We start from the raw sequence: 23908 nt of genomic DNA, 5'->3' as shown, positions 1-23908 counted from the left end.
AGCCGGCCTTGACCGCCCGCGTATGTTGTGGACGCGCACGAATCCGCATCCGGAAGATCATCGCCACACCAGGGGCCCGCACATGACGTCTGACCAGGACATCGCCTTTCCCAAGCTGACCAAAGCGCAGATCGACGCGCTGCGGCCGCGCGGCCGCGTGCGGAACGTGGAGGCCGGCGAGGTGATGTGGAGCGAGGGCGAGCGGGGGTTCGGGTTCTTCGTGGTGCTCGAAGGGGAGATGGAGATCGTCGACGCCACGGGCGACGCGCCGCGCCAGGTGGTGGTGCACCAGCCCGGCCACTTCAGCGGCGACGTGGACATGCTCACCGGCCGCGTCAGCCTGATCAGCGCGCGCATGGTCACGGACGGCCAGGTGCTGGAGCTGGATTCGCAGGCGCTGCGCCGCGTGATCAGCGAGCTGGCCGAGATCAGCGAGGTGCTGCTGCGCGCGTTTCTCATGCGGCGGCGGCTGCTGCTGGGCGACGGGTTTCGGGGGATCCAGATCATCGGCTCGCGCTTCAGCCCCGACGCGCACCACCTGCGCGAGTTCTGCAGCCGCAACGACATCGCGTACACCTGGATCGACGTGGAGCAGGATCCCCACGCCGAGGAGCTGCTCTGCCAGTTCCACGTGGGGGTGGACCAGACGCCCGTGGTCATCGGCCGCGGGGGCGAGCTGCTCACCAGCCCCACGGTGGCCGAGCTGGCCCGCTACATGGGCCTGGACGCGCGCGTGGCCGACGGCGAGGTGTTCGACCTGGTGGTTGTGGGCGCGGGGCCGGCGGGGCTGGCGGCGTCGGTGTACGCCAGCAGCGAGGGGCTGCGCGTGCTGACGGTGGAAGGCACCGCGGTCGGCGGCCAGGCGGGCACCAGCTCGCGCATCGAGAACTACCTGGGCTTTCCGACCGGGATCAGCGGCGCGGACCTGGCGCGCAACGCCCAGCTGCAGGCGCAGAAGTTCGGCGCGCGCATCTCCGTGCCGCAGAGCGCGGTCAAGCTGGGGCTGGAGGGTGGCCTTCGCACCATCAAGCTGGACGACGGATCCAGGATCACCGCGCGGTGCGTGCTGGTGGCCAGCGGCGCCGAGTACCGCACGCTCGACATCCCCGGCCTGCGCGAGCTGGAGGGGAACGGTGTGTACTACGCCGCCACGGAGATGGAGGCGCGGCTGTGCAGCCAGGTAGAGGTGGTGATCGTGGGCGGCGGCAACAGCGCGGGGCAGGCGGCCATGTACCTGTCGCGCTACGCCCGCCGGGTGCACATCTGCATCCGCGGCAAGGACCTGGGCCACAGCATGTCGCGCTACCTGGTGGACCGCATCGACAAGGCGGGCAACATCCAGGTGCACAAGGGCCACGTGGTCAGCTCGGTGGAAGGCGGCGAGACGCTGAACCAGGTGCGGCTGCGCTGCCTGGAAAAGGGCGAGGAGGTGGCCATCCCCAGCCGCGCCCTCTTCCTCTTCATTGGCGCGGTGCCGCGCACGGGGTGGCTGAGCGGGTGCGTGGCGCTGGACCGCCGCGGCTTCGTTCTCACCGGCGAGACGCTGACGCCGGACGCGCGCGACGCCGACACGTGGAAGAACGTCGGCCGCACGCCGTTCTTTCTGGAGACCAGCCAGCCCGGCGTGTTCGCCGCCGGCGACGTGCGCGCGGGGTCGGTCAAGCGCGTGGCCAGCGCCGTGGGCGAGGGGTCGATGTCGGTGTCGTTCGTCCACGCGCACATCGGCGCGGCGGTGTGATGGTGTGATGGTGTGATGGTGTGATGGTGTGATGGTGTGATGGTGTGATGGTGTGATGGTGTGATGGTGACGGGGCGGGAGCGTCGGTCGGGGCAGCCAACCAGAGCAGGGGAGATCGATATGGCACAGCAGTGCACGCACACGGGGGCGGTGCAGGACGTAGAGGCGCGGACGCCGGGCGGCTGCGAGGAGTGTCTGCAGACGGGGTCGGGGTGGGTGCACCTGCGCCTGTGCCGCACCTGCGGCCACGTGGGCTGCTGCGACAACTCGCCCAACCGCCACGCGACCAAGCACTTTCACGCCACCCAGCACCCCATCATCACCAGCGCCGAGCCCGGCGAAGACTGGTCGTGGTGCTACGTGGACCAGACGGAGGTGTTCGTCTGAGGATCGCGAGGCAGGATCGCCCCGTACCTGGCCAGGGGCGGCTAAAGCCGCGGCTGGAACTGCCATAAGCCCGGCCTCGGCTCGTTACACTCGCCGAACCGGGCTTCACCCGCACGTGGGCGACACGCTCCATGCCCGCCCGCAGGTGTGTCGCGCGCGAAAACGCCCGCGATGCGCGCAGGCCATCGACGGCGCGAGCGGTTGAAGCCCCGTTCGGTGATGCGTCAGCGGCGTCGAGACGGGGCTTATGGCCGTTCTAGCCGCGGGCTTTTACCCGTGGTACGGCGGGAGCGGCAACATCATACCCACGGTTGACGGTCACGCGGCGGGTACAATCCCGCGGTGCGGGGCACGCGCCGATACAATCGCCGATTTGCGAGGTCCGTCGCCCAATCGGATACTCGTTCGGGTATCCCGGCCATCATCACCGGGCCGATTCGCCCCGGCACGCCATCGCGCGCGGGTCGCGGACGAACGTGGTCAGGTCGCCCAGCACCGGCGCGGAGGAGGTCCCCGGGACCGCCGCCGCCACGATGATCTGCACGTGGCCCACGCCGGGATACAGGATGGCGCGGGCGCACCCGCCGCGCTCGCGGATGCGCGCGGCCAGCCGCGCTGAGCTCTGGGGCGAAACCGTGCGGTCGCCCGAGCCGTGAAGAAGCAGAAGCGGGGGCTCCACGCCGTCTACGTGCGTGGCGGGATACGTTGCGGGCCATCCTTCCGCCGGGCCCATCAGCGCCTGCACGTCCGCATCCGTCCACACGGTGTCAACGGGCCCCGCCAGCGCGGCGAACCCCCGCACCGCGCCCGCCGGCACCCCCGCCTCGCGCAGCCACCGCTCGTCCAGCGCCAGCAGCGCCGCCGTGTGCGCGCCGGCGGAGTGCCCCACCACTACCAGGTTGTCCGGATCGCCGCCGTAGCGCGCGGCGTTGTCGCGCGCCCAGCGCACGGCGAGGGCGGCGTCCTGCACCCACGCGGGAAAGCGCACCTGCGGATACAGCCGGTACTCCGGGATTACCGCCACCATCCCGCGGCGGGTGAGCGCGTCGCCCAGCAGCCGGTACTCGTCCTTGCTTCCGCTCTGCCAGCGCCCGCCATACAGAAACACCACCACCGGCGCCCCCTGCCGCACCGTGCGCGGACGGTACACGTCCAGCCGCTGCCGATCCTGCTCGCCGTACGCCAGGTTCGCCGTGCGGACGAACTGACTGCCCAGCAGCAGACCCTCCGCCACCCTGCGCGGCGAGCAGCCCGCCGCCGCCAGCGCCAGAAACACGAGCAGCGCCGCGCGCATCACGCGTGCGTTCCGTACGACCTGTATCCGCGTGGCGCTCATGTTGGGCAATCAGGGGATGATGGAGCCTCGTGCGTGCGCAGACACCGAGCCACCGCATCTGCACACGGCTTCTTCTCCAGCGTACGGCCATCTGACCGCGGGAGGATCTGCCGGCGCGCTCCTCCCGGGGTTGGATCGGATCGTTCACACTCCGCCGGGTCGATTGACCCCTTCCGCCGCGGGGCTCCACGCGGGAACTTGCTCCCCTGGAGTTCCGCGGGTGGACGCGCATGGGATGGAGACGAATGACGATGAAGATCCTGCTTACGGGGGGCACGGGTGGCCTGGGCCGCGAGGTGGTGCGCGCGGCGGAGGCGGCGGGGCACACCGTGCGCATCGCCAGCCGCCGCGCACGGCCACACGACGCACCGCCCGCGCGCGAGTGGGCGCAGATGGACGTGGAGACCGGCGCCGGCGTGCCGGAGGCGCTGGAGAGTGTTGACGCGGTGATCCACGCCGCCAGCGATCCCCGCCGCCACGCCGTCGTCGACGTGGAGGGCACGCGGCGGCTGGTGCAGGCCGCCCGCGCCGCGGGGACGGCGCACCTGGTCTACGTCTCCATCGTGGGCGTGGACCAGATCCCGTTCGGCTACTACCGCTCCAAGCTGGCGGCGGAGCAGATCGTCGCCGCCGGCGGTGTGCCGCACTCCATCCTGCGCGCCACGCAGTTTCACTCCTTCGTGGACACGATGACGGCGGGCGCGGCGCGGGTGCCGCTCATCCTTCCGCTCCCTGCCACCTTCCGCTTTCAGAGCGTCGATACCGGCGAGGCGGCGGCGCGCTTCGTACGGGCGGCGGAGGACGGGCCTCGCGGCCGGCTGCGGGATTTTGGAGGGCCACAGGTGCTCACGTGGGGGCAGATGGCCGCGCCATGGAAGTCCGCGTGCGGCATCCGCAAACCGACGGTGCACCTGCCGCTCCCCGGCCCCCTCGCCGCCGCCTTTCGCGCGGGAAAGAACACGTCCGATGGCGAGCGCGGAACCGTCCACTGGGACGACTGGCTGACCCGATCGTATCCTTCAGGCTCGCCATCGCGGTGACCTGAAGATCGAAACGATGTGAGCCCCGGCGCCAGGAGGTGCCGGGGCTCGCATGGTTCGTGGCGGAGCAGTCGGACGCTCGCACCGTTCAAGACACCGCCACGCGCGGCATCCTTATCAATAGACTCCCGCCATGCAGTCGACACACTGGTGCCTGGCGTCAGCCGTTATCCACCCGTAGCAGGTGGGGCCGCACGAATCGTTGGTGCAGCCGCACGAAACGTCCCAGGTGTCACAGCCGTTGCACGTGGCATCACACGTTCCGTTGCAGCTGGCGTCGCAGGTGCCGTTGCACGACGCGTCGCAGGTGCCGTTACAGCTCGCGTAGCAGGTGGGGCAGCCGGGGCAGGTGCACTGTGTGTAGCAGGTGCACTGCTCGCCGAACACGGTCCCCTTCGCCTTCTGGGGGCGGGTGGTGTCAAAGCTCTCGACCGCCAGATCTTCCACCTGCAGCTTCAGCTTGTTCATCGTGTCCTCCAGGGGTGGGGTGAACATCGCCGGCTGGGCGGATGCGCGGCCGGCAAAACGGCCGCCCGGAGATCCGGTGCGGCCGCGGAGCACAACGCTGGGGATGATGACGACGGTACCACACCCTCCCGCGCACCGGTACGAACGGGAAGGGAACAACGGCGCGCCGCAATGCTGGTGGAGATGCGGTTCATCGAGCGCGCGAGAGCAGGATCCTTTCACGATGGCGGGGGGCACGAACGCGGTGCGTTGATGCACACCAGGGGGAGCGGAGCTGAACTGCGTGGCGAAGATTCAGAATTATCTTTACAGACAAAATTTCAGTTATGATAGCCGTATTTGTAGAACCTGTAAATAGCGATGTTGTCTTCGGCGCCGATTCTGGCGCGGGAGTGGGCGTGCAGCGGGGGAGGGCCGAGGCGAGCGGATGATCCGGACTGCCGTCGTAGAGCCCTGGAGGGTGAAACGAGATGAGCCCCGGCGCAGGAGGTGCCGGGGCTCGCGTCACTCACAACGAACCGTCAGGGCTTCGCGCCGCGATCAGAGCTCGACGCGGCACGGGATCCTTTTGGCCGTGATCAGTACGCGCACTCCATACACGCCATCCCGGGGGCAGCCGTCATCCATCCGGGGCACGTGTAGACGCACGAGTCGTTGGTGCAGTCGCACGTGTAGTCCCAGGTGCCGCACGCCCTGCCGCACGACGCATCGCACGTTCCGTTGCAGCTGGCGTCGCAGGTGCCATTGCACGACGCGTCACAGGTGCCGTTACAGCTCGCGTAGCAGGTGGGGCAGCCGGGGCAGGTGCACTGCGTGTAGCAGGTGCACTGCTCGCCGAACACGGTTCCCTTGGCCCTGGTGTGGCTCGTCGTGTCAAAGCTCTCCACCGACAGGTCTTCCAACTGCAGCTTCAGCTTGTTCATGGGAGCCTCATGTCACAGGATGGTGGATGGATGGCCGCGCCGGATGGCTGGCGCGGCCGTTCGTTGTCAGGTGTCGCGGCTCAGTTCTGAAGGTACTGGCGGCGGCAGGGGTACACGCCGCAGGTGCCGTTGCCGTTGCAGGTGACCTCGTACTCCGTGCAGTTGGCCGTGCGGCACTGGAAAAAGTTGCAGGTCTCGCACGTGCCGGCGCAGCTGGCGTCGTCGCAGGTGTACGCACAGGTGTTGGGACACGTGGCTTCACAGGTGGCGTCGCAGGTGGGGCAGCCGGGGCAGGTGCACTGCGTGTAGCACGTGCACTGCTCGCCGAAAACGGTGCCCTTGGCCCTGGTGTGGCTCGTGGTGTCGAAGCTCTCCACCGACAGGTCTTCCAGCTGCAGCTTCAGCTTGTTCATCGTGTCCTCCGGGGCGGGGTTGGTTGAATCGCCGGCCTGCGCCGATACGCGGCCGGCAAAACGGCCGCCCCGGAACTCGGGTACGGCCGCTGGGCACACTGCTGGGGGATGATGACGACGGTACAACACGCCGCCGCACGCTGGCGGCGAACGGGAAGGGGCATACGGTGCGCTGAGGTGCCGGCGCGGGTGGAGTCCATCAAGGCACGCGAGAGCAGGTTCGGCGACCCGGCAGAGCACGCTGAAGTTCAGCGCCTCCGCGTCCAACAGGGAAGAACGGCGTTGATGCGCATCGCAAAATCGCGCGTGCACCTCACGCTTTCCGCCGCTGGGTCTGCGAGTATAGCGGTATTGATTCCGCATGTAAATAGAGGAAAGGAGTGTGTCTGAACGTTCATCGTTGGACGGTGGATGTTGGCCGAGTCGGATCCGTGAGGGTGCGCCGGGCGGCTCTGTCACGAACATCTGGCGGCGCGCGTTTATCGACGGAATGCCTTCCCGATCCACCAATTCACCGATCCCATGCGCACCATCCGTATCCTCCCGCTGCTCGCAGCCATCCTTTTTGCCGTCCCCGGCTGCTCCGAGGTAGACAACCTGCTCCCCGAAGTCACCCGCGGCGCCGTGAACGTAGAGGGCGAGTGGATGCTTTCGTATCCCGCCAACGAGGGTGCGCATACCGAAACGCGGCTCACGTTCGGCGCTGGCGGGTCGTACAGCAGCGAGATCCTGTGGATCGGCTTTTACGGGCTGCCGGCGGACGAGGTCACCGGCTACCTGCGCACCAAGGGGCAGTACCGTATGGACGGCGACCGTCTGATGCTGCGGATCACCCGCGCCGAGGGGTGGCAGAAGTACGCCGTGGGCCCCAACCCCAGCGTCAGCACGCCGGTGCCTACCTGGTGGGAGCACGGCACGCTGGAGGTGCGCGGCGACAAGCTGGTCCACACCTACGTAAGCGCCCCGGCCGACCGCGAGGAAACCTTTACCGAGGTCTACCAGCGCGATCAGTAGGCTCCCGGACGGACCGAATCCGTCTGGGCCGGCACGGATCCGGAACAGCAACCATCGGGGTACGGAGGAACAAGCAAAAGCCAGAGATACAGAGGAAGACCGGTGTCCTCTGCATCTCTGGCTGTTGTCTGTTCCTCTGTACCCTTCCTCTGTTCGACCGCTTGCGGCAACCCGTGCGCTTTCGCGGCATCCAACGGCCCCTGCCCCAGTGAACGGGCAGAGGCTTTCATACGCAGGCCGCCGGAAACGACAAGGCCCCGGCTGGGACGGCCGGGGCCCGCTGCTTCAGCTCGCCGCGCCGGTGGAGGCGCTTCCCATGGCGGCGGTGGCGAGCAGGCGCGCCGCGGCGCCGTCCTGCTCGCCCTGCACGCGCGAAGCCTGCGTGTAGTGGTCCTGGAAGGGGAACAGCAGCCGCTGCAGCAACGTCCGCGGCTTGCCGGACCGGGCCTGTTCGAACGCTTGCTTGTAGACGATCTTGTTTCCGCCCATGGAGCCTCCCGGGCTGTGAGGGTACCGTCTGGTGTGCACAATGTAATACTCGCGTGCCACTTCCGCCCGCTTTTTATTTTTCCGGCCCCGTGATCGACCTTCGCACGCCCCTGTCGCTGCGCACCAGCTTTGCCTTTCCGCTGCAGACGGCGCAGGCGCGGCGCGAGGTGCTCATTGGCGCCGCGCTCATCCTGCTGCCGTTCGTGGGCTGGCTGCTGAACATGGGGCACCGCGTGGTGATGGTGCACCGGATGATGCAGGGCGAGCCGGCGTGGCCCGCGTGGCGCGACCCGTGGCAGCTGCTGCGGCACGGGGTGGTGACGTTTGGCGGGATGGTGTACTACTACCTGCCGGGCGCCGCGCTGGCGTACCTGGGCTGGCGGACCGGCTCGGTGTGGATGATGGGGACGGGCGCCGTGCTGCTGCTCCTGGCCACGCTGGCCATTCCCGGCTACATGACGCACTACTGCCGCGCCTTCGACGCCGCCGAGATCTACAATCCCGCGCGCGCCCTGTCGCGCGCGCTGCAGGGCGGCGGCGCGTACTGGCGGGCGTGGGGGATCGCCCTGTGCGCGCTGGCGCTTTCGTTCGTCGGACTGTTGGGGCTGGGAATCGGGTTCCTGGCCACCAGCGTGTGGTTCTGGCAGGTGGCGGGCTTCAGCTTTGCCCGCGTGTTCTCGCGAAAGTACGACCTTACCTGATACGCTTCTCCATGACCGATCCTCGCGGCAACCTGCGCCTTTCCACGCTTGCGGACGAGATGGACGTGGACGCCATCCACGCCTACCTGAGCGCCGAGTCGTACTGGGCGAAGGGCGTTCCGCGCGAGGTGGTGGCGCGCTCCGTCCAGCACTCGCTGTGCGTGGGGATCTTCGACGGCGCGGCGCAGGTGGCGTTCGCGCGCGCCGTCACCGACCGCGCCACGTTCGCGTACCTGGCCGACGTCTACGTGCTGGAGGCGTATCGCGGGCGGGGATTGAGCCGGTGGATGATGGAGACCTTCGACGCGCATCCGGAGCTGCAGGGGCTGAGGCGATGGATGCTGATGACGAAGGATGCGCACGGCCTGTACGCGCGGTTCGGCTTCAAGCCTTTGGCCGACGCCAGCCGCGCCATGGAGCGCACCCGCCCCGGCCTCTACGCCCGCCCCGCCGATCCGCCGCCGTCCCGAAAGGGTGTGTTGCCAACCTCCATTCCTGCTTCCGCGACCAGTCATATTCCTGCTTCAGCAACCAGTCATATTCCTGATTCAGCAACCAGTCATATTCCTGCGTCTGCAACCAGTCATCCTGAGGAAGCGCCACACCAAAGCTGAACCATCACAACCGCCTGCGCGCGACCGAAGGACCTTCTCTCCGCCGTCGTGGAGCTGGCCCTCCTGAACAGAGATCCGGCCCCACGGATCTGCGGGCAAGGTCCTTCGGTCGGCGCCAGAGCATTGTGTATGAGCAGGTTTCGGAGCGGCGCCTCCCTCAGGATGACTGATTGGGGTATTTCGGATCGGCAACACCCTTTCTCGTGCCTGGCGACAGCGTTCACGCGGAGGCGCGGAGACAAACGACGAGGCGCGGAGGAACTCATCGTTTCCTCCGCGCCTCTTCCGTTTCTCCGCGCCTCCGCGTGAAAACCGCAACATCCCGATGCGGCCTCGATCTGGGCCCGTCCACGAACCCGCCCGGCCGCCTACAGCCCCCTCAGCACCACGCTCACCGGGGGCGACACGCTGGCGGAGAGGTTGGCGACAAAGATGGTGCCGCCGGCCCAGTTGAAGTTCAGCACGAAGCTGTTGCCGGTCGTCGTCGCAAAGTAGCCGGGCGGCGCGGGGAGGGTGCCGGGCGGCCCCGTGGTGGAGTCGGCGTTCACCGCGATGACGTACGCGTTGTTCCCCGACGCGTCCTGCGGGCCGCCGATCACCGCGACCACCGAGCGGTCGCCGCTGGTGGCCTGCACCAGCAGCTGCATGAAGCGCGGCTCCGTGGGCCCCTGCGCCGTCTCGCCCGACGGCAGCGCCAGCTTGGTGTTCAGCGGCAGCGCGACCGGCGTGGTGCCCGGCATCCCCGGGCCTATGGCCTGGACGCGGATGGGCGTGCTGTCGTTGAGGCTGACGTTGGTGACGCTGAGGTTGTTCGCGTTCCAGTTCCTTACCAGGATTTCCGGCTGCGACGAAAGCGCGGGCGCCGTCAGGAACTCCGGCGCGCCGCCCCCGGAAGTGATGGCCAGCTGGCCCAGGTTGTTCTGCCGCGACAGGTTCAGAAACGAGAACACCATCGAGCCCGCCGGCGTTTGCGGCATGCGGGCGTTCTCGTTGACGGCCAGCACCAGCGGTGTCCCCGTCCAGCCCGGGGCGACGGGGATGACGGGCCCCGGGTCCGGCCCGGAGCCCACCTGCGTGGGCGAATCCCCGCACGCCGCCACCGACAGCGCCAGCACCGCCCACGCCGCCAAGCGCCGCGCGCGCCACGCCAGCCCACGCGGCGGCGGGCCGGCGACGTGTGTCACCGGCCCGGCCCATGGGCGTGCCGCACCCCGCGGCAAATCCGGGAGGGCGGGGGATGCTTCGGCCCCGCCCTGAAAGCCGGTCACAATGGCGTCGTGTGTCCTGGTTGCGTCGCCGTCCGGCGGTGTGCGGCCGGCCCGGCGAGGATGGAGTAAGCTACAATCATAACGCTGGCGCGCCCGCCCGCCAAAGCACGCGTCCGCCCGGCATCACCGGCTTGCCTCTGGGCGGTGGTGCCGGGGTGCGTTTCCGCTCGCCTCGAGCAGGCGGACGGTTCTCCAGATCGCGCATCAGGTAGTGCGATCGACAGGCTCCCGCGTGCTTCGGAAGCCGATCCGCCGATCTGCATCCCTCCTCAAAAAAACGCGGATGGCCCCCTGCCGCATTCCATCTGCTTCCCGTTCCCGACACCCTCACAAAAGATCGCGCCTCGTCGACATCCCCCACCCGCACCCGACACGTGGGAATCCGGCTTCACACCGCAGGAGCAGCGGCATCGGCACGAGAAAACTCTGCTAACTCTGGTAACTCTGCGTGAGACCCTTCTTTTGTGGATCCCGCGCGAACCCGGAGAAAACGGCACGAGAAAACTCCGTTGACTCCGTTAACTCCGTGTGAGGCCCATTCTTTTCGGGATTCGGCACCCATCCAGCCGTGTGCATCCCTCCCCCAAAAACGCGGATGGCCCCCTGCCCGCATTCCATCCCCCTCCCGTTTCCGAGACGCCCATGCCGCCTCGTGCCTCGTCGACCGGCGCCATCAATCCAATCAATAAAGCCGCCACATTGAGATCCGAGGACGCGAGAAAACTCTGTTGACTCTGCTAACTCTGTGTGAGGCCACATTTTTCGCGGGTCCCCCCGGACCCGGCGATGCGCATCGAACGCCTCGGCCAGCCACTTACTTGCGGCGCAGGATCACCGACAGCGCGGGCGACACGGACGAGGACAGGTTGGCCACGAACACGCTGGATCCGCCCCACTGAAGATCCATGCTGAACCCGCTGCTGGTCGTCGTCGCGTAGTAGCCCGGCGGCGGGGGAGGATTGCCGGAGCCGGGCGGGCCTGTGATAGCTTCCGCGTTCACCGCGATGACGTACGCGTTGTTGCCGGACGCGTCCGCCGGCCCGCCGATCACCGCCACCACCGAGCGGTCCTCGCCCGGCGCCCGCACCACCAGCTGCATGGCGCGCGTGCCCGTGGGCCCCTGCGCCGCCGCCCCCGGCGCCAGGGTGACCGGCGTGTTCTGCGGCAGCGCCAGCGGCGTGGTGCCCGGCATCCCCGGCCCGATGGCCTGTATGCGGATGGGCGTGCTGTCGTTGGCGCTTACGTTGGTCACGCTCAGGTTGTTCGATCCCCAGTTGCGCACCACCGCCTCCGGCTGCGTCGCCAGCGCCGGCGCGAACCGGTACTCTACGCTGTCGCCCCCCGAAGCCAGCGCCAGCTCGCCCAGGTTGTTCTGCCGCGCCACGTTCAGGTACGCGAACACCACTGAGCCCGCCGGCGTCTGCGGCATACGCGCGTTGTCGAGCACCTGCAGCACCAGCGGCGCGCCGTTCCACGTCTGCGTAACGGTGCGCGTGCCCCGCACGGAGAACGGCTCCGTGCGCAGGCCAGGGTATCCGCCCCGCCCGTCCTCCGCCGCCGCGGGCGACGCGGGGCCCGCCACCGCCAGCAGCGCCCACGCCGCCACCCACCGCGCCTTGGGGAGCTTCCTCCGCCCTTCGCCGCCCGCGCGTCCGGCGGCGTCCGTCGACGGATGCGCCGTCCATCCCTCCGGCTCCGCCCTCGTCTCCATCCCCGCCGCTAGAACGCGGAGAGGGTGACCTGCGTCGACGACGCGTTGGGGGCCGACATGTTCGCCACGTACACGGTCGACGATCCCCAGTTGAACTGGAATTTGTAGGTGTTGCCGCTGGTGGTGGCGTAGTACCCGTCCGGCGGCGTCTTGCCCGTGTTGGGGCCCGTGTTGCCGTTCTGCGAGTCGTTCAGCGAGATCACGTAGCCGTTGTTCCCGGTAGAGTCCAGCCGCCCCCCGATCACGCCGAAGACGCACAGTGTGCTGTCCGTGCACTGCAAGGTGAGCTGCATGAACTGGGGCTTCGCCGTTCCCTGCGCGCTCTGCCCTCCAGTGAGCGTGGTGGGGGTCCCCACGGAGAGCGCGCGAGGTTGCTGCCCCGGGATACCCGGCCCGTACAGGGAGATCCAGATGGACGTCTGCTGGTTGTCGCTCTGGTTGTTGACCGACAGGTTGTTTGCCTGCCAGTTGTTCATCAGCAGACCCGGCTGCGCGGTGAGCGCGGGCACGTTCACCGGCAGCGGCTGGCTGCCGCCCGACGTAAGGTACAGCAGCCCGGCGTTGTTCTGCTGCGACCCGTTCATGCTTACGAAGATGGTGGTGCCGTTGGCGGTCTGCTGCATCAGCGCCGAAGCGGACACGGGCAGCAGGAGCCAGTTGCCGGTCCAGGCGATGGGCGTTCCCGTGACGGCGGCTCCCTGCAGGGGCGCGGCGGGCGGTTCGGATGCCATGGGTCTGCTCTCGGGGGTGGTCCGCCCCGGCCGGCGGCCGGGGCGGGACGGACGTCGGGCTTACAGCGCGCTCAGCGTGATCGACAGGTTCTCCGCCGTCGAGGGCGACAGGTTGGAGATGAACACGGCCGACGAACCCCAGTTGAACTGGAAGTTGTAGCTGTTGTTGGTGGTGGTGGCGTAGTACCCCGGAGGCGGCGTCTTGCCCGTGTTGGGGCCCGTGTTGCCGTTCTGCGAGTCGTTCACCGAGATCACGTACCCGTTGTTGCCGGTGCCGTCCAGCTTGCCGCCGATGATCCCCAGCACGCCCACCGTGCTGGCGGTGGACTGGATGCGCATGGTCATGAACTGCGGCCTGGCCGTGCCCTGCGCCGCCGAGCCCGGCGTAAGCGTGATGCTGCTGCCGATGGGCAGGTTGGCCGGCGTGGTCCCCGCCAGCCCCGGGCCCACCGCCTGGATCAGGATGGGCGTGACGTTGGCCGTGCTCTGGTTGCTCACGCTCAGGTTGTTGGCCTGCCAGTTGTTGATCTGGATGGTGGGCGCGTTGGCCAGCGCCGGCACGTCGATCGGCGTGGGCGCGCTGCCGCCCGACGTCAGGTACACCGTGCCGTCGTTGTTCGTGGTCGACTTGTTGGTCGCCGCGAAGATCATGGTGCCGTTGGTGGTCTGCGGCATCACCGCGTTGTCGCCCGTGGCCAGCGTGATCGGGGTGCCGGTCCAGGGGTTGGTGCTCGTGCCCGCCGCGGCCGCCGGGGTGCCAGTGCTGGAGTCGCTCATGGTGTTGATCCTTGTCTCGTGTGTCGTACGTGGGTGGATGGAACGGTACAGCGTCGGGCTGGCCAGGCCCCGTTCCGCGGCCGCGATCTCCGTGTGTCCGGGCCCGCTCAGACCGCGATGTCGGTCAGCGCGAGCTGCAGGTTGCGCAGCCTCAGCACCGGCGTGTTAAGCCCGCTGATCTGCGCGTACAGCGTGATGTCGAAGACGAACCGGGCGCCCGTCTGCGCCTGGCTTCCCAGCGTGACCGCGTTGGATTCAGCCCACTGCGCCGCCGCCGTGGCGAACGCGCCCGAAAAGTCGCTCAGCTGGTCCGGCTGCGTGCCGTCGATCACGAACGACCGCGCCAGCGCCACCGGCACCAGCGGCATGACCGGGTTGGCCGAGGGCAGCCCGCTGGCCGACGCGACCGGGTACTGAAAGCCGCACGACACCTTGACCCGCCGCGGCGCCCCCGCGTCGTCCATCCCCGCCAGCGCGTGCGCACGGGCCAGGCTTTCGCCGGCGTCGGCCACCAGCAGGTCGTACATCAGCGTGTAGATGCGGGCGCACAGCCCGGGGATCCCCGGCGGCGTGGTGGTCGTCGGGCACCCGGTGCCCACCCCCTGGTTGGGGAGCTTGGCCACGTCGATCGGCGCGTCGTTGTCCACAAAGGGCGTGACCGGCTGCGTGGCCCGCACCATCGGCGTGTTGTAGACGTACTCGTCCTTGGCCGCGTACGCCCCCATCACGATCAGGTTGCGCTGCACCTGCACCCCCGTCAGCGCGTTCTCCGCCGCCAGCACGTTCAGCCCGTCCACCTCCAGCTGGTGGATCACCCAGTCCGAGGTGGGCGCCGTGTACAGGGTGGTGATGCCGTCCGTCACCGTTCCCGGCGTCTGGCCCGGGTACGGCTGGCCGGTCTGGGGTGACACCGCGACGATGGAGAGCGACGCGCCGGCAAAGCTGGACTCGTACTCCGCCCAGGTGAGCGTGATCAGGCTGGTGGTGTCGTCTCCGCTGGTGCTCTGGGGCACCTCCACCACCGTGTAGCTGTCCGTCACCGTGGCCAGCCGCGAGGCCATGAACATGGCGCTGGGCAGCGGCGTCCAGGTGGTGTTGCGCACCACGTCCTGCACCAGCCCGCCAAACACCGTGGCCGCCGCCTGCCAGTTGGCGTTGGTCAGGTCCGTCAGCACCGGCGAGATGACCGCGAAGGTGGCGCTGAAGCGGGCCAGCGACTCGAACAGCGTGTAGTAGGTGACGGGATCAGCCAGCCCCTTGAGGCTGGACTGGTCGCCGCCGCCGCCGCCCGACGCGCTCAGGTTGGTGTTGTAGGTGATGGCCGTGGTGATCTGGTCGTGCACCGTCAGCTGCGTCTGGTACTGGTACAGCAGGTGCCAGGCGGCCGCGTCCACCAGCGGGTTGCCGGAGGGCGTGGTGGCGTCGCCGGCGCCCTGCAGCCCCTGCTGGGTAAGCAGCGTGGGCGGGGTGGGGTACTGCCGGAAGACGATGGGGATGGTCACGTCGCCCGTCCCCACCTGCGGCACTCCCTGCGGATACGGGTTCACCAGCTGCAGCCAGAAGCTGGAGCGGGCCTCGCCCTCGGGAACGTCGCCCGCCGGCTCGGTGAACACCTGCACGTGGGTCACGTTGTACTCCAGCGCCAGGTCCACCTCCGCGACGTCCTGCGCGTTCTGCACGCCGAACAGGAAGGTGAGCACGCTTTGGCCCGACTCCGTTACCGGCACGTCGGCCGTGGAGAGCGAGTAGCCGTTGTCCAGCTTGACCCCGCCCGAGGGCTGCACCTGGCCAAAGAGGGAGAAGTCGTCGCCCACCGAGGCCGGCGGCGTGGAGGCCCAGTTCACCGTGTACTGGACCACCGTGTCCACCGCGTACGCCGTGGCCAGCGACGCCCGCATCTGCTGGCCAAACGCCTCCTGGCCCATCCCCAGCTGCGTCTGCGGCCCGGTGTACGGCGCGCCGTCGTCGAACAGCCAGTCGATCTCGTTGGCCGAGTACAGGTCGGCCAGCGACCGCCGCCCGCGGGCCACCACGTTGTAGACGTCGGGCAGCACCTCGAACGCCTGCGCCGCCGAGGCCGGGGCCAGGAAGCCGTCCACCGCGGCAAAGAAGCCGGAGTTCAGCCGGTCCAGGTCCACGTCGGTGAACATCTGCTGCTGCGGCCAGGTGGTGCCGGCCGGGATCAGCGCGTCCGGCAGCGCGGGCCGGGGGACCAGCGCCGTGTTGAGCGTGTTGTCCAGCGGCGTGGGCGACAGGTAGAAGGGTCCCGTCCCCTCCGCCTGCCCCACGGTGATGTCGGTGAGGTACGACTGCACCGCCCACAGCGACTGCGGCGCCGGCGCCCCCGATCCCGACGTGTCCGCCGTGCCCCCCAGCGCCCGCAGCGCCGTCCGCGACCGCTGCGCCGAGGTGGGCGCCTGCGACTGGTGCGCTCCGCCCAGCCCCACCGACAGGATCAGCGAATCGAACGACTTGACGAAGTCGGCGGCGAAGTCCGGCAGCGAAACCGGGGCGCCCCCGGTCAGCGGCACCGCCCCCGCCGTGGGGACGACCGTCGTCCAGCGGTTCTGCGCCGCCGGGTAGGTTACCATCGTTCCCTGCAGCAGCATCGGCGAGATCAGGCTCACGTCGCGCTCGATCCCCAGCCGCACCGACAGCTCGAACACCGGCGGCAGCGTTCCCGGGCCCGACACCGCCACCGGCAGCGTCACCATCGCCACGCCAAAGGCCGGCGCGGGGAGGGTAAAGTTCTCCAGGTACGTGACGATCCCCTGCACCATCGCCACCACCTGCGCCGTCTGCTGCGTGGTCAGCCCCACCTTCACCATGTTCCCGGCCGAATCCAGCGCCAGGTTGGTTTCCAGCGACAGCGTGACCCCGGGGCCGGTGAGCTGGTCCAGGATGGTGTAGTACGACTGCAGCGCCGCCGCGGCCTGGTCCGTCGACATCCCCGTGAACGCCGCCGCGCTGGGCTGCAGGTACACGTTCACCGTCCCCGCCGCACCCCCCGCGAAGTCGTACGCCGTCACCACCCCCTGCCACTCGTCGATGGGGACGATGGGGTCGAAGTACAGGTTGGTGGCGTCGAACGTCTGCGCCGTCGGCATCTGGTTGCCGAACGCGTCGTTCTGGTAGAACCGCATGCTCACCGGCTGACCGATGCTGGCGTACCGGTTGGCCGGGCGGCCGGTGACCCCCTGGTTGGCCGTGGCCAGGGCGTACAGCGGCGCGTACACGCGGAACAGCTGGGTCCCGCCGTCCGCCGCCACCCCGTCCGCCTGGGCGCTGGCGGCGTCGGGCTGCTGCGGCTGCACCGGCGCCGACAGGTTGCTCTGCACGAAGCCGGCGGTGGGCTGCACCTGGTAGGTGACCAGCGAGTACAGCGCGTTCAGCTGCGACGCCGTGCCGCCCGAGGCGGCCACCAGCGAGCGCACCTCGTCCGGGTCCGTGACCCCCGCGCTCACCAGCGCCTGCACCACCTCCGAGCGCCGCCACCCGGCGCGCCCGTTCTTCCCCGGCGCCGCGTTCAGCCCCGGTGCCCGCGACCGCAGCGCCGCGCTGGGCGTCATCAGCGTGCTGCTCTCGTTCTGCGTCAGCACCACGCCCATGGAGCCGGCGGCCACCGAGGCGTACTGCGTGAGCAGCGAGTCGTTCGCCGTCTCGGCGTAGTACATCAGCCCCGCCTGCACGTTGGCGATGGAGATGGCGTTGTAGTACGGCTGCACCTGCGCGGGCGACGCCGGCGTGTTGAGCGAGCCGTCCGGCGTGTAGGTGATCAGCAGCGTCACCGGCGACGGGCCGTTCTGGAACAGCGCCGCGGGCAGGCTGTCCCCCGCCGTGTCCACGTAGCGCAGGTAGTAGCCCGGCGCGTTGGTCACCGCCGCCTGGCGCACGATCTCCAGAAAGTCCGGCACGTCCGTCAGCGCCGCGCCCACCAGCGGCTCCGCGGCGGTGGGCGCCTCGGCCGCGTACATCAGCAGCTGCGGCCCCGCGGGCGGCGCCGACACCGTGGTGGTGTTGGTGCGCAGGACGAAGACGTCCGCGGCGTTGATGGCGGCGGAGCTAAGCCCCGGCGCGCCGGCCGACTCCTGGTACAGCACCTGGATGGAGGCGATGGGGCTGGTCCCCCCCGACGCCAGCATCTGGATCACCTGCTCGATGAGCGCCTGGTCACGCTGGCTGGCCGCGCCCAGCGCGTACACGTCCGGCAGCGGCTGACCGTCCGCCCCCGGCACCTGCGTGGCCGTGAGCGTGAGCTGCGTGGCCCAGGTGAAGGCCGAGGGCGCCAGGTTGGTCCCGCCCGGCAGGTACGGGGCGCCGCCGGCCCGGGACTGCACCAGCATGGGGAGCCACGTCCCCGCCGTCGCCTGCAGCGTGGCCAGGGTGCTGGGGAAGGGGAACAGGCTGGTGGTGACGGGCGTGCCTCCCGTCTGCGTCCACGCCACCGCGTTCTGGTACGAGAAGGCCTGCGGCCCCACGTCGGTAAAGGGAAGCTGCGTGGGCGCGGTGGGCGCCACGATGTCCGTGGCCTGCGCCTGCGCCAGCGGGGCCAGCCAGGTGCTGGTCACCGTCCACGGCGCGTTCACCGTGACCCACGCCTGCGTGGTGTCGGGGTTGCTCGGCGTGACCGTGTACTGCCCGGCCTGCCCCAGCGAGCCGACGGGGAACTCCTGCCAGAGCAGCCCGTACAGCGCCGTGGTGGTGCCGTCCGTGTCGGGGACCACCGTGCCGCCGGGGAGGGTGAGCGTAACCCCGGGCGTGGACGGCAGCCGCACGCCGCCGCGGAACGAGGCGCTCATCTGCCCCGCCAGCGACTGAAACTGCCCCGCCCCCACCGCCGCCTGGATCAGCGCGTCGATCTGCCCGGTCTGCGCACCGTTGTCCTGCATGGTGTGCAGCACCGCGTGCACGCCGCCCCGCACCAGCCCGCGGAAGTAGTTCAGGAAGATCTCCTGCGTCAGCGGCGTCGTATCGTCCTCCGCCGCCATCAGCATCACCCCGTCCGTGCCCGCGCTCTGCTGGTTGACGAACAGCTGGTTGAAGTACGCGTCCACCATGTCGATGTAGGTGGTGGGCACCACGTTCTCGTCCTGGTAGACGAAATTCAGCTCGTCCGCGCCCCCGCCGCCGTTCTGCCGCCCGCTGGTCTGCAGCCGCAGGAAGGGGAGCATGGGGAAGGTCGTGGCGCTGGCCGAGGCCGTGGGCACCGTCAGGCCGGTGGTGTTGAACACGGCCAGCTGCTGCAGCAGGGTGGGGTAGTCCATCCACCCCACCAGCACGTCCGGCGTCTGGTCCAGCGCCGCCACCTGGTCCTGGTCCACCGTGTAGGTGCCGCCGGCGAGGGAGAGCGCGTGGCCCACCGCCCAGGTCACCAGCTGCGCCGTCATGGCCTCGAAGGGCTTGAACTGCGCGTAGGTGGGCGCCGGCGGCGGCGCCGTGTCGTAGGCGATGCCCAGCGACGTCACCAGCATGGGCGTCCCCGTCCCCGTGGCCTGGGGGAACACCACCGTCCCCTCCGCCAGGAACCACAGACCCAGGTTGCTGGAGAGCCCGGCCAGCAGCGGCAGCACCGGCGTGGTCTGCACGGCCATCAGCCGCGGGGTGCGCAGCGACGCCATCGTCAGCATGCGCTGGCTGCTGCTTCCCTGCGACAGCAGCTGCCACTCGAAGCGGAACGAGGCCTTGAAGGAGAAGGAGATGGAGATGGAGAACAGCCCCAGGTCGATCTCCACCTTTACGCTCACGCTTACGCTGGCCTCGATGTACAGCAGGATGCTGCCGTCGCCGGGGCCCAGCCGCTCGTAGGTGAGGATGATGCCGATGCTGGCCTGCAGCCGGACGTTGACGCTCGCCTTGATGACGACGAAGTCGATGGAGCCGTACAGCTCGCCGATGATGCCGAACTGGCCGCTGAGCGACAGCGCGTCCGGCGTGCGGAAGATGTTGTCGCTCCCCGACGACAGGTATCCGGCCGCCCCTTCCACGATGCCGAAGAAGGTGACGCTCACCCCCGCCTTGAGCGGCCCCGCCGTAAAGTCCTTGCCCACCCCCAGCCGCGCCGCAAAGCCAAAGGCCAGGATGCTGGGATAGTCGTGCGTAAAGGTGTCCGCGGGCGCCGTGGCCGAGCTCAGGCTGGCCACGTAGAACCCGCCGGAGCCCGTTACCGGAACCGGCCCCGCCATTGCCTGCACCTGGAACGAGCGGCTCCAGTCGTCCCCGGCGGGAAAGCCCAGGTCCACCTTCCAGTTGCCGTTGGTGTACACGCTCACCGCCAGCGACGGCAGGGTGAGCGATGCGGCGCCCACCTGGAACGTCCGCAGCGCGTCGGGAAGGGTAAAGCTGGCCTGGAACAGGCCGATGGTGTCGCTGATGCGCGTGTAGGTGATCTCGAAGCTGAACAGCTTCTCCACGCTCAGCGTAAGGCTGTAGAACGGCGTGGTGTCGTAGAAGACGAAGCCCACCTCCACGATCCCCAGCAGCGTAAAGTCCGCCAGCGCCAGCCACTGCCCGTCGGGGTGGTAGATGTCGCCGTACTTGCCGCTGCTGAACGCCTCCATGAAGGGCCCCTTCATGTAGGCCAGGAACGAGGCAAAGTCCGTCAGCTTGGCCGATTCTTCCGCGTCGGGGCCCACCCGCTGCCCCAGCCCCAGGTACTCCAGCTGGAATACCGGCTTGGCGTCGTCGCCGTCCTCCCCCGCGCCCAGCGCGCGGGCGCCCCGCGACCACCCCGCCGGCAGCGCGCGCGCCCCGTCACCGCCGCCGCCCTCTTCGCCCGCCTCCAGGGCCACGATCCAGCCGATGCGCGCCTGGTCGTCGCTGGGGGAAAAGAGAAGGAAGTTGAAGAACAGGTTTCCCGGGGGCATGCGCTGCCCCAGGATCTCCATGTACGACTTCTGCAGCCCCACCACGAGCATCCCGCTGCCGCTGTCGTCGTACTGCAGGACAAAGTGGTCGATGACCAGCTTGAGGACGCCCTGGATGTTGATCTCCAGCTTGCCGTTGGCCTGCGGCAGCTGCACCCCGAAGGCGAGCTCGTTGGTCCCCGTCTTCCATCCGATCAGAAAGCTGAACTGGAACGCCTGCAGCGGCCCCGCCAGCGCCCCCCACGACCCCAGGTCCAGGTCGAAGGTAAGCCCGTAGTTGAACTGGTTCTGCAGCACCACCGGCGTGCCGGCCGGCAGGCTGGTGAGCGGGATGTACTGCAGCGACTCTACCGTCTGCTTGTCGGGGAACTCGTTGTAGATGAACGAGGTCAGCTTGAACGGCAGCAGGTCCAGCATGCTGGTGGCGCCCGTGCGCCTGGGGCTGTCGGCCAGGTTCAGCCGCAGGTTCCCGGGCGAGAACGTGAGCGACAGGTTGGCCGTGCTGGGCGCGGGCGGCGGGTTGGGCGGCGCCACGGGGATGGTCAGGTCGAACTGCACCCCGATCCCCAGGTCCTCGAAGGTCAGCTTTTCGAAGGCGAAAACGTCCAGCACCGGGATCTCGTTGAACACCATGGCCCCCCAGATGCCGAACGACGCCTGGATGGTGCTGGTGATGGGGCTGGTGCTGGTTTCCTGCAGGAACGAGAACTGGATCTTGGTAAGGTCGATGCTCTTGAGGTACGTGTTCTCGGCGAAGGTGAAGTCGAAGTTCCCCTCCGCCACGAACGAGTACACGCCCTGCCCGCTGGTGGAGCTGTCGCCGCTGGTGGAGTGCGCCTGGTACGATCCCGTGATGACGACGACGTTGCCGTCCTCCTCCGACCCCAGCGACACGTCCGTGCCGAACAGCTCGTTGATGGTCAGGTTGATCTGGCACGAGAACTCGGTAAGCGCCGAGTTGGTGAACAGCGCCCGCAGGTACTCCACCTCGAAGTTGTAGTCCACCGCCACCGCGTCCTTCGCCGCGGCGGTGTCCGATGTGGGCTTCTCGTAGTCGACCAGGCCGAACAGGGAGCTCTGCGCCAGGGTGGGGATGGTGGCGTCGGGGTCGGTGTCGTTGATGGCCACGCCCACGTGGTGCACGCGGAACGCCTGGATGTTGCTCTCCGGCCCGTCATCCCCCGGCCTGGTCATTCCGCCGGTGACGGCGCGGATGGCGGGGGGCAGGTTGTTGAGCTGCATGTTGGCGTTCAGCGCCAGCACGCCGCTGAACGCCGGGTCCGTCACCACCTGGTAGAAGTTCCAGTACAGCGAGCTGGTGTCGGGCTGCCCCGTGGGCGTGCCCCCGGACGGGCAGTTGCCCGCGCCGTACACGCTTTCGCACGCCTTCTGGATCTGCTCCTGGATGTACGCCTGCGCCGCGTCGGGCTTGAAGTCCGGGTTGTTGTTGAACGTAAAGGCCTGCGACCACAGGCTGGTGTCGTTCACCAGGTCGGCGATGGACTGGCCGGGATAGAACTTGAGCATGAAGATGGGCGGAACGCCGTTCTCGTCCGCCGTGCCGTCCGGGCTAAGGCTGAACGGCCAGCCGGCGATGTTCAGCCCGTCGTTGCTGAAGTCGAACAGTTCCGCGGGGGGCGCGCTCGGGTTGCTGAGCGAGCTCACCACCATGAAGATCTGGTTCTGCTGCAGCGCCTGCCGGACGGGCTCCGTCATGGCGTCCATCTCCAGGTACTGCGGCCCGGAGTTGTCCAGCTTTTCGCTCACCGCGATGCGCGTGGCCGTCCACACGCTGGACGCGTCCAGCCCCGCCAGCAGCCCCTGCGGCGTCATGGCCCACGTCTGCGGCGGGTCCGCCGGCGCGTCCAGCGCCCTGAGCAGCCCGGCCCGGCGCGCCAGCGCGTTCACCTGCGTCTGCTGCGCGGTGAACTCGTTCTTGCGCTGGGGGTTGAGGGCGGTGGACTCCAGCGCCAGCCAGGGCGCCGCCTGGTCCGGGGTGGAAAACTGCAGCCCGGAGTACGGCACCATGGGCACCGGGGGGCCGCTGACCGTCGACGAGGCGCCTTCCGTCCCCCGCAGCGCCGTGGTGGTGGAGCCGCCCCAGGTGGGAAGGGGAAGGAAATCGAGCAGGTACAGGTTCAGCCCGCTTTCCATGCGGCTGCCGCCCAGCAGCGCCGCCGTGTCCCCGTTCTGCTGGTACAGCGGCGACGCCTGCGGCTGCGACACGTAGCTGCCGCCGCTGGTTTCCAGCTGCACCCACGCGGTGGTGACGTTGCCCCCCTGCGCGTCCAGAAACTGCGGCGTCTCCCCCGCCTGCGTGGCGGGCGTGGTGAGCTGGTACGCCGCGTTCCCCGGCTGCATGACCAGCGCGTCCGGCGTTGCCGCCGTGGCCACGTCCAGGAACTCCGTCCCCGTGACGCCGCACAGCAGGTTGGCCCGCGCCTCCGCCGTCCCCAGCCCAAAGCGGCCGGCCGGCGTCAGGTAGTACGCCCGGGTGTCGGTGGGCGCGTTCACCGGGCGGTTGGCCAGCACCAGCCGGCTGGTGCCCGTGCTGTCGCCGTTGGTGGTGGAAAGGGTAAAGGTGCCGCCGTTGCTGGTGGTGAAGTACGAGCCCAGCGTGGCGTCGGTGAACTGCAGGCAGGTGCGGACGTCGTCCAGCGGGTTCAGCACGTCGAACCACCCGTTGAACGCCATGGGCGCGTTCTCGCCGCTCGTGGCGCGGAACGCGGGGTAGCTGTACGCGGGAAGCTGGTTCCCCTGCGGCGGGGAGAAGTACATGAACCCCGCCTCGAACGTCGCCAGCTGCGCGGTGTTCAGCTGGAACGCCGCGCTCAGCCCGCCGGCGTGCGCCGCCGCGTCGTCCATCGGCAGCGTGAGCGTGGCCGAGGTGGAGGTAAAGCTCCCCGTTCCCCCGCCGGGCGCCAGGGCCGTGAGCTGTACGGTCTGGTTGGGGTTGGCGATCTGGAAGGCGTTGCCGCCGTCGTCATAGCTGATCGTGGGCTGCGGGCCGAACGGCAGCCCCGACATCCCCAGGGTGATGTTGTTGAAGCCCAGGGTGAATCCCTGCGGCGACACGAACGGCGACGGGGTCCCGGGATCGGTCACCGGCACCAGGCTGACCGCCGCGGCGTCGGCCCCGGTGCCGGTGAACCAGCCGAACTGCGTCCCCTGATTGGCCGTGAACGCGTTGCGCACGGCGCCCGCGAACGCCGTCCAGTCGCGCGTGGCCGAGGGGGTGAAGAAGGCGAAGTAACCCTGCTGCGCCGGGTCCGTCCACGAGGTGGCCGACAGCGTGTAGGTGGGGTCGGTGCGGCCGTCCTGGAACAGAAAGCCCACCCGCGCCTGCGCGGGGTTGGCGATGCCCGCCGGGGTCAGGTACAGCCCGCCCTGGTACAGCTGGAACGTGATCATGGCTCGGGACCTGGAAAGGGACGG

16 protein-coding genes are annotated in these 23908 nt (G+C 69.1%); 6 read left to right on the top strand and 10 right to left on the bottom strand.

The genetic code is table 11. From position 1 onward, the window contains the following. Window positions 1-82 precede the first annotated feature (82 nt). Together ACOJUJ_RS29070 and ACOJUJ_RS29065 are read left to right on the top strand one after the other, a co-directional pair. Window positions 83-1738 (top strand): FAD-dependent oxidoreductase, encoded by a 1656-nt coding sequence (locus tag ACOJUJ_RS29070; protein ID WP_420130430.1) that lies wholly within the window; start codon window positions 83-85, stop codon window positions 1736-1738. A gap of 120 nt (window positions 1739-1858) precedes the next feature. Continuing rightward, window positions 1859-2125: a UBP-type zinc finger domain-containing protein gene (locus ACOJUJ_RS29065; RefSeq protein ID WP_420130429.1), complete on the top strand. Its 267-nt coding sequence runs from the start codon at window positions 1859-1861 to the stop codon at window positions 2123-2125. Between the two features lie 424 nt (window positions 2126-2549). Here the strand turns inward: ACOJUJ_RS29065 and ACOJUJ_RS29060 are convergent, their stop codons facing one another. Continuing rightward, on the bottom strand, window positions 2550-3461 hold the full coding sequence (locus tag ACOJUJ_RS29060) for an alpha/beta hydrolase (protein ID WP_420130428.1): 912 nt from the start codon (window positions 3459-3461) through the stop codon (window positions 2550-2552). 245 nt (window positions 3462-3706) lie between these two features. Here ACOJUJ_RS29060 and ACOJUJ_RS29055 point away from each other — a divergent pair, with 245 nt between their 5' ends. Next, window positions 3707-4501, top strand: a complete 795-nt coding sequence (locus tag ACOJUJ_RS29055) for an SDR family oxidoreductase (RefSeq protein ID WP_420130427.1) — start codon at window positions 3707-3709, stop codon at window positions 4499-4501. A gap of 117 nt (window positions 4502-4618) precedes the next feature. Here the strand turns inward: ACOJUJ_RS29055 and ACOJUJ_RS29050 are convergent, their stop codons facing one another. From ACOJUJ_RS29050 to ACOJUJ_RS29040, 3 genes are all read right to left on the bottom strand, one after another. Next, window positions 4619-4969, bottom strand: coding sequence for a hypothetical protein (locus ACOJUJ_RS29050; RefSeq protein ID WP_420130426.1), 351 nt, complete (start codon window positions 4967-4969; stop codon window positions 4619-4621). 578 nt (window positions 4970-5547) lie between these two features. After that, entirely contained in the window at window positions 5548-5892 is a 345-nt protein-coding gene (locus tag ACOJUJ_RS29045) for a hypothetical protein (protein WP_420130425.1), read from the bottom strand. Between the two features lie 80 nt (window positions 5893-5972). Continuing rightward, window positions 5973-6305, bottom strand: coding sequence for a hypothetical protein (locus ACOJUJ_RS29040; protein WP_420130424.1), 333 nt, complete (start codon window positions 6303-6305; stop codon window positions 5973-5975). Between the two features lie 522 nt (window positions 6306-6827). On the opposite strand from ACOJUJ_RS29040, the gene ACOJUJ_RS29035 reads away from it, so the two are divergent. After that, a complete protein-coding gene (locus ACOJUJ_RS29035; protein ID WP_420130423.1) occupies window positions 6828-7319 on the top strand; it encodes a hypothetical protein in 492 nt (163 codons plus the stop codon). Between the two features lie 285 nt (window positions 7320-7604). On the opposite strand, the gene ACOJUJ_RS29030 is transcribed toward ACOJUJ_RS29035, so the two are convergent. Further along, entirely contained in the window at window positions 7605-7808 is a 204-nt protein-coding gene (locus ACOJUJ_RS29030; RefSeq protein ID WP_420130422.1) for a hypothetical protein, read from the bottom strand. An 89-nt stretch (window positions 7809-7897) separates the two neighbouring features. Here ACOJUJ_RS29030 and ACOJUJ_RS29025 point away from each other — a divergent pair, with 89 nt between their 5' ends. Together ACOJUJ_RS29025 and ACOJUJ_RS29020 are read left to right on the top strand one after the other, a co-directional pair. Beyond that, window positions 7898-8509: a hypothetical protein gene (locus tag ACOJUJ_RS29025; RefSeq protein ID WP_420130421.1), complete on the top strand. Its 612-nt coding sequence runs from the start codon at window positions 7898-7900 to the stop codon at window positions 8507-8509. 11 nt (window positions 8510-8520) lie between these two features. Further along, window positions 8521-9123 carry a GNAT family N-acetyltransferase gene (locus ACOJUJ_RS29020; RefSeq protein ID WP_420130420.1) on the top strand — a complete coding sequence of 201 codons (603 nt, stop codon included), beginning with the start codon at window positions 8521-8523 and terminating at the stop codon, window positions 9121-9123. A 368-nt stretch (window positions 9124-9491) separates the two neighbouring features. Here the strand turns inward: ACOJUJ_RS29020 and ACOJUJ_RS29015 are convergent, their stop codons facing one another. The 5 genes from ACOJUJ_RS29015 to ACOJUJ_RS28995 all read right to left on the bottom strand — a co-directional run bounded on the left by ACOJUJ_RS29015 (window position 9492) and on the right by ACOJUJ_RS28995 (window position 23884). Further along, window positions 9492-10307: a hypothetical protein gene (locus tag ACOJUJ_RS29015; protein WP_420130419.1), complete on the bottom strand. Its 816-nt coding sequence runs from the start codon at window positions 10305-10307 to the stop codon at window positions 9492-9494. Window positions 10308-11205: 898 nt separating this feature from the next. Then, on the bottom strand, window positions 11206-12102 hold the full coding sequence (locus ACOJUJ_RS29010; RefSeq protein WP_420130418.1) for a hypothetical protein: 897 nt from the start codon (window positions 12100-12102) through the stop codon (window positions 11206-11208). 8 nt (window positions 12103-12110) lie between these two features. Continuing rightward, entirely contained in the window at window positions 12111-12833 is a 723-nt protein-coding gene (locus ACOJUJ_RS29005; RefSeq protein ID WP_420130417.1) for a hypothetical protein, read from the bottom strand. A gap of 60 nt (window positions 12834-12893) precedes the next feature. After that, a complete protein-coding gene (locus ACOJUJ_RS29000; RefSeq protein WP_420130416.1) occupies window positions 12894-13610 on the bottom strand; it encodes a hypothetical protein in 717 nt (238 codons plus the stop codon). A 107-nt stretch (window positions 13611-13717) separates the two neighbouring features. Continuing rightward, a complete protein-coding gene (locus ACOJUJ_RS28995) occupies window positions 13718-23884 on the bottom strand; it encodes a hypothetical protein (protein ID WP_420130415.1) in 10167 nt (3388 codons plus the stop codon). Window positions 23885-23908: the final 24 nt, after the last annotated feature.

The organism is Longimicrobium sp. (assembly GCF_048594345.1).
Taxonomy (GTDB): domain Bacteria; phylum Gemmatimonadota; class Gemmatimonadetes; order Longimicrobiales; family Longimicrobiaceae; genus Longimicrobium.
The sequence above is the reverse complement of the archived record's forward strand: the minus strand, read 5'-3'. Positions and strand labels throughout refer to the sequence as shown.

What these genes read in the sequence shown, in the direction of transcription:
- ACOJUJ_RS29070 (WP_420130430.1), top strand. Translation starts at nt 83, where the DNA reads ATGACGTCTGACCAGGACATCGCCTTTCCCAAGCTGACCAAAGCGCAG.
- ACOJUJ_RS29065 (WP_420130429.1), top strand. Translation starts at nt 1,859, where the DNA reads ATGGCACAGCAGTGCACGCACACGGGGGCGGTGCAGGACGTAGAGGCG.
- ACOJUJ_RS29060 (WP_420130428.1), bottom strand. Translation starts at nt 3,461, where the DNA reads ATGAGCGCCACGCGGATACAGGTCGTACGGAACGCACGCGTGATGCGC.
- ACOJUJ_RS29055 (WP_420130427.1), top strand. Translation starts at nt 3,707, where the DNA reads ATGACGATGAAGATCCTGCTTACGGGGGGCACGGGTGGCCTGGGCCGC.
- ACOJUJ_RS29050 (WP_420130426.1), bottom strand. Translation starts at nt 4,969, where the DNA reads ATGAACAAGCTGAAGCTGCAGGTGGAAGATCTGGCGGTCGAGAGCTTT.
- ACOJUJ_RS29045 (WP_420130425.1), bottom strand. Translation starts at nt 5,892, where the DNA reads ATGAACAAGCTGAAGCTGCAGTTGGAAGACCTGTCGGTGGAGAGCTTT.
- ACOJUJ_RS29040 (WP_420130424.1), bottom strand. Translation starts at nt 6,305, where the DNA reads ATGAACAAGCTGAAGCTGCAGCTGGAAGACCTGTCGGTGGAGAGCTTC.
- ACOJUJ_RS29035 (WP_420130423.1), top strand. Translation starts at nt 6,828, where the DNA reads ATGCGCACCATCCGTATCCTCCCGCTGCTCGCAGCCATCCTTTTTGCC.
- ACOJUJ_RS29030 (WP_420130422.1), bottom strand. Translation starts at nt 7,808, where the DNA reads ATGGGCGGAAACAAGATCGTCTACAAGCAAGCGTTCGAACAGGCCCGG.
- ACOJUJ_RS29020 (WP_420130420.1), top strand. Translation starts at nt 8,521, where the DNA reads ATGACCGATCCTCGCGGCAACCTGCGCCTTTCCACGCTTGCGGACGAG.
- ACOJUJ_RS29010 (WP_420130418.1), bottom strand. Translation starts at nt 12,102, where the DNA reads ATGGAGACGAGGGCGGAGCCGGAGGGATGGACGGCGCATCCGTCGACG.
- ACOJUJ_RS29005 (WP_420130417.1), bottom strand. Translation starts at nt 12,833, where the DNA reads ATGGCATCCGAACCGCCCGCCGCGCCCCTGCAGGGAGCCGCCGTCACG.
- ACOJUJ_RS29000 (WP_420130416.1), bottom strand. Translation starts at nt 13,610, where the DNA reads ATGAGCGACTCCAGCACTGGCACCCCGGCGGCCGCGGCGGGCACGAGC.
- ACOJUJ_RS28995 (WP_420130415.1), bottom strand. Translation starts at nt 23,884, where the DNA reads ATGATCACGTTCCAGCTGTACCAGGGCGGGCTGTACCTGACCCCGGCG.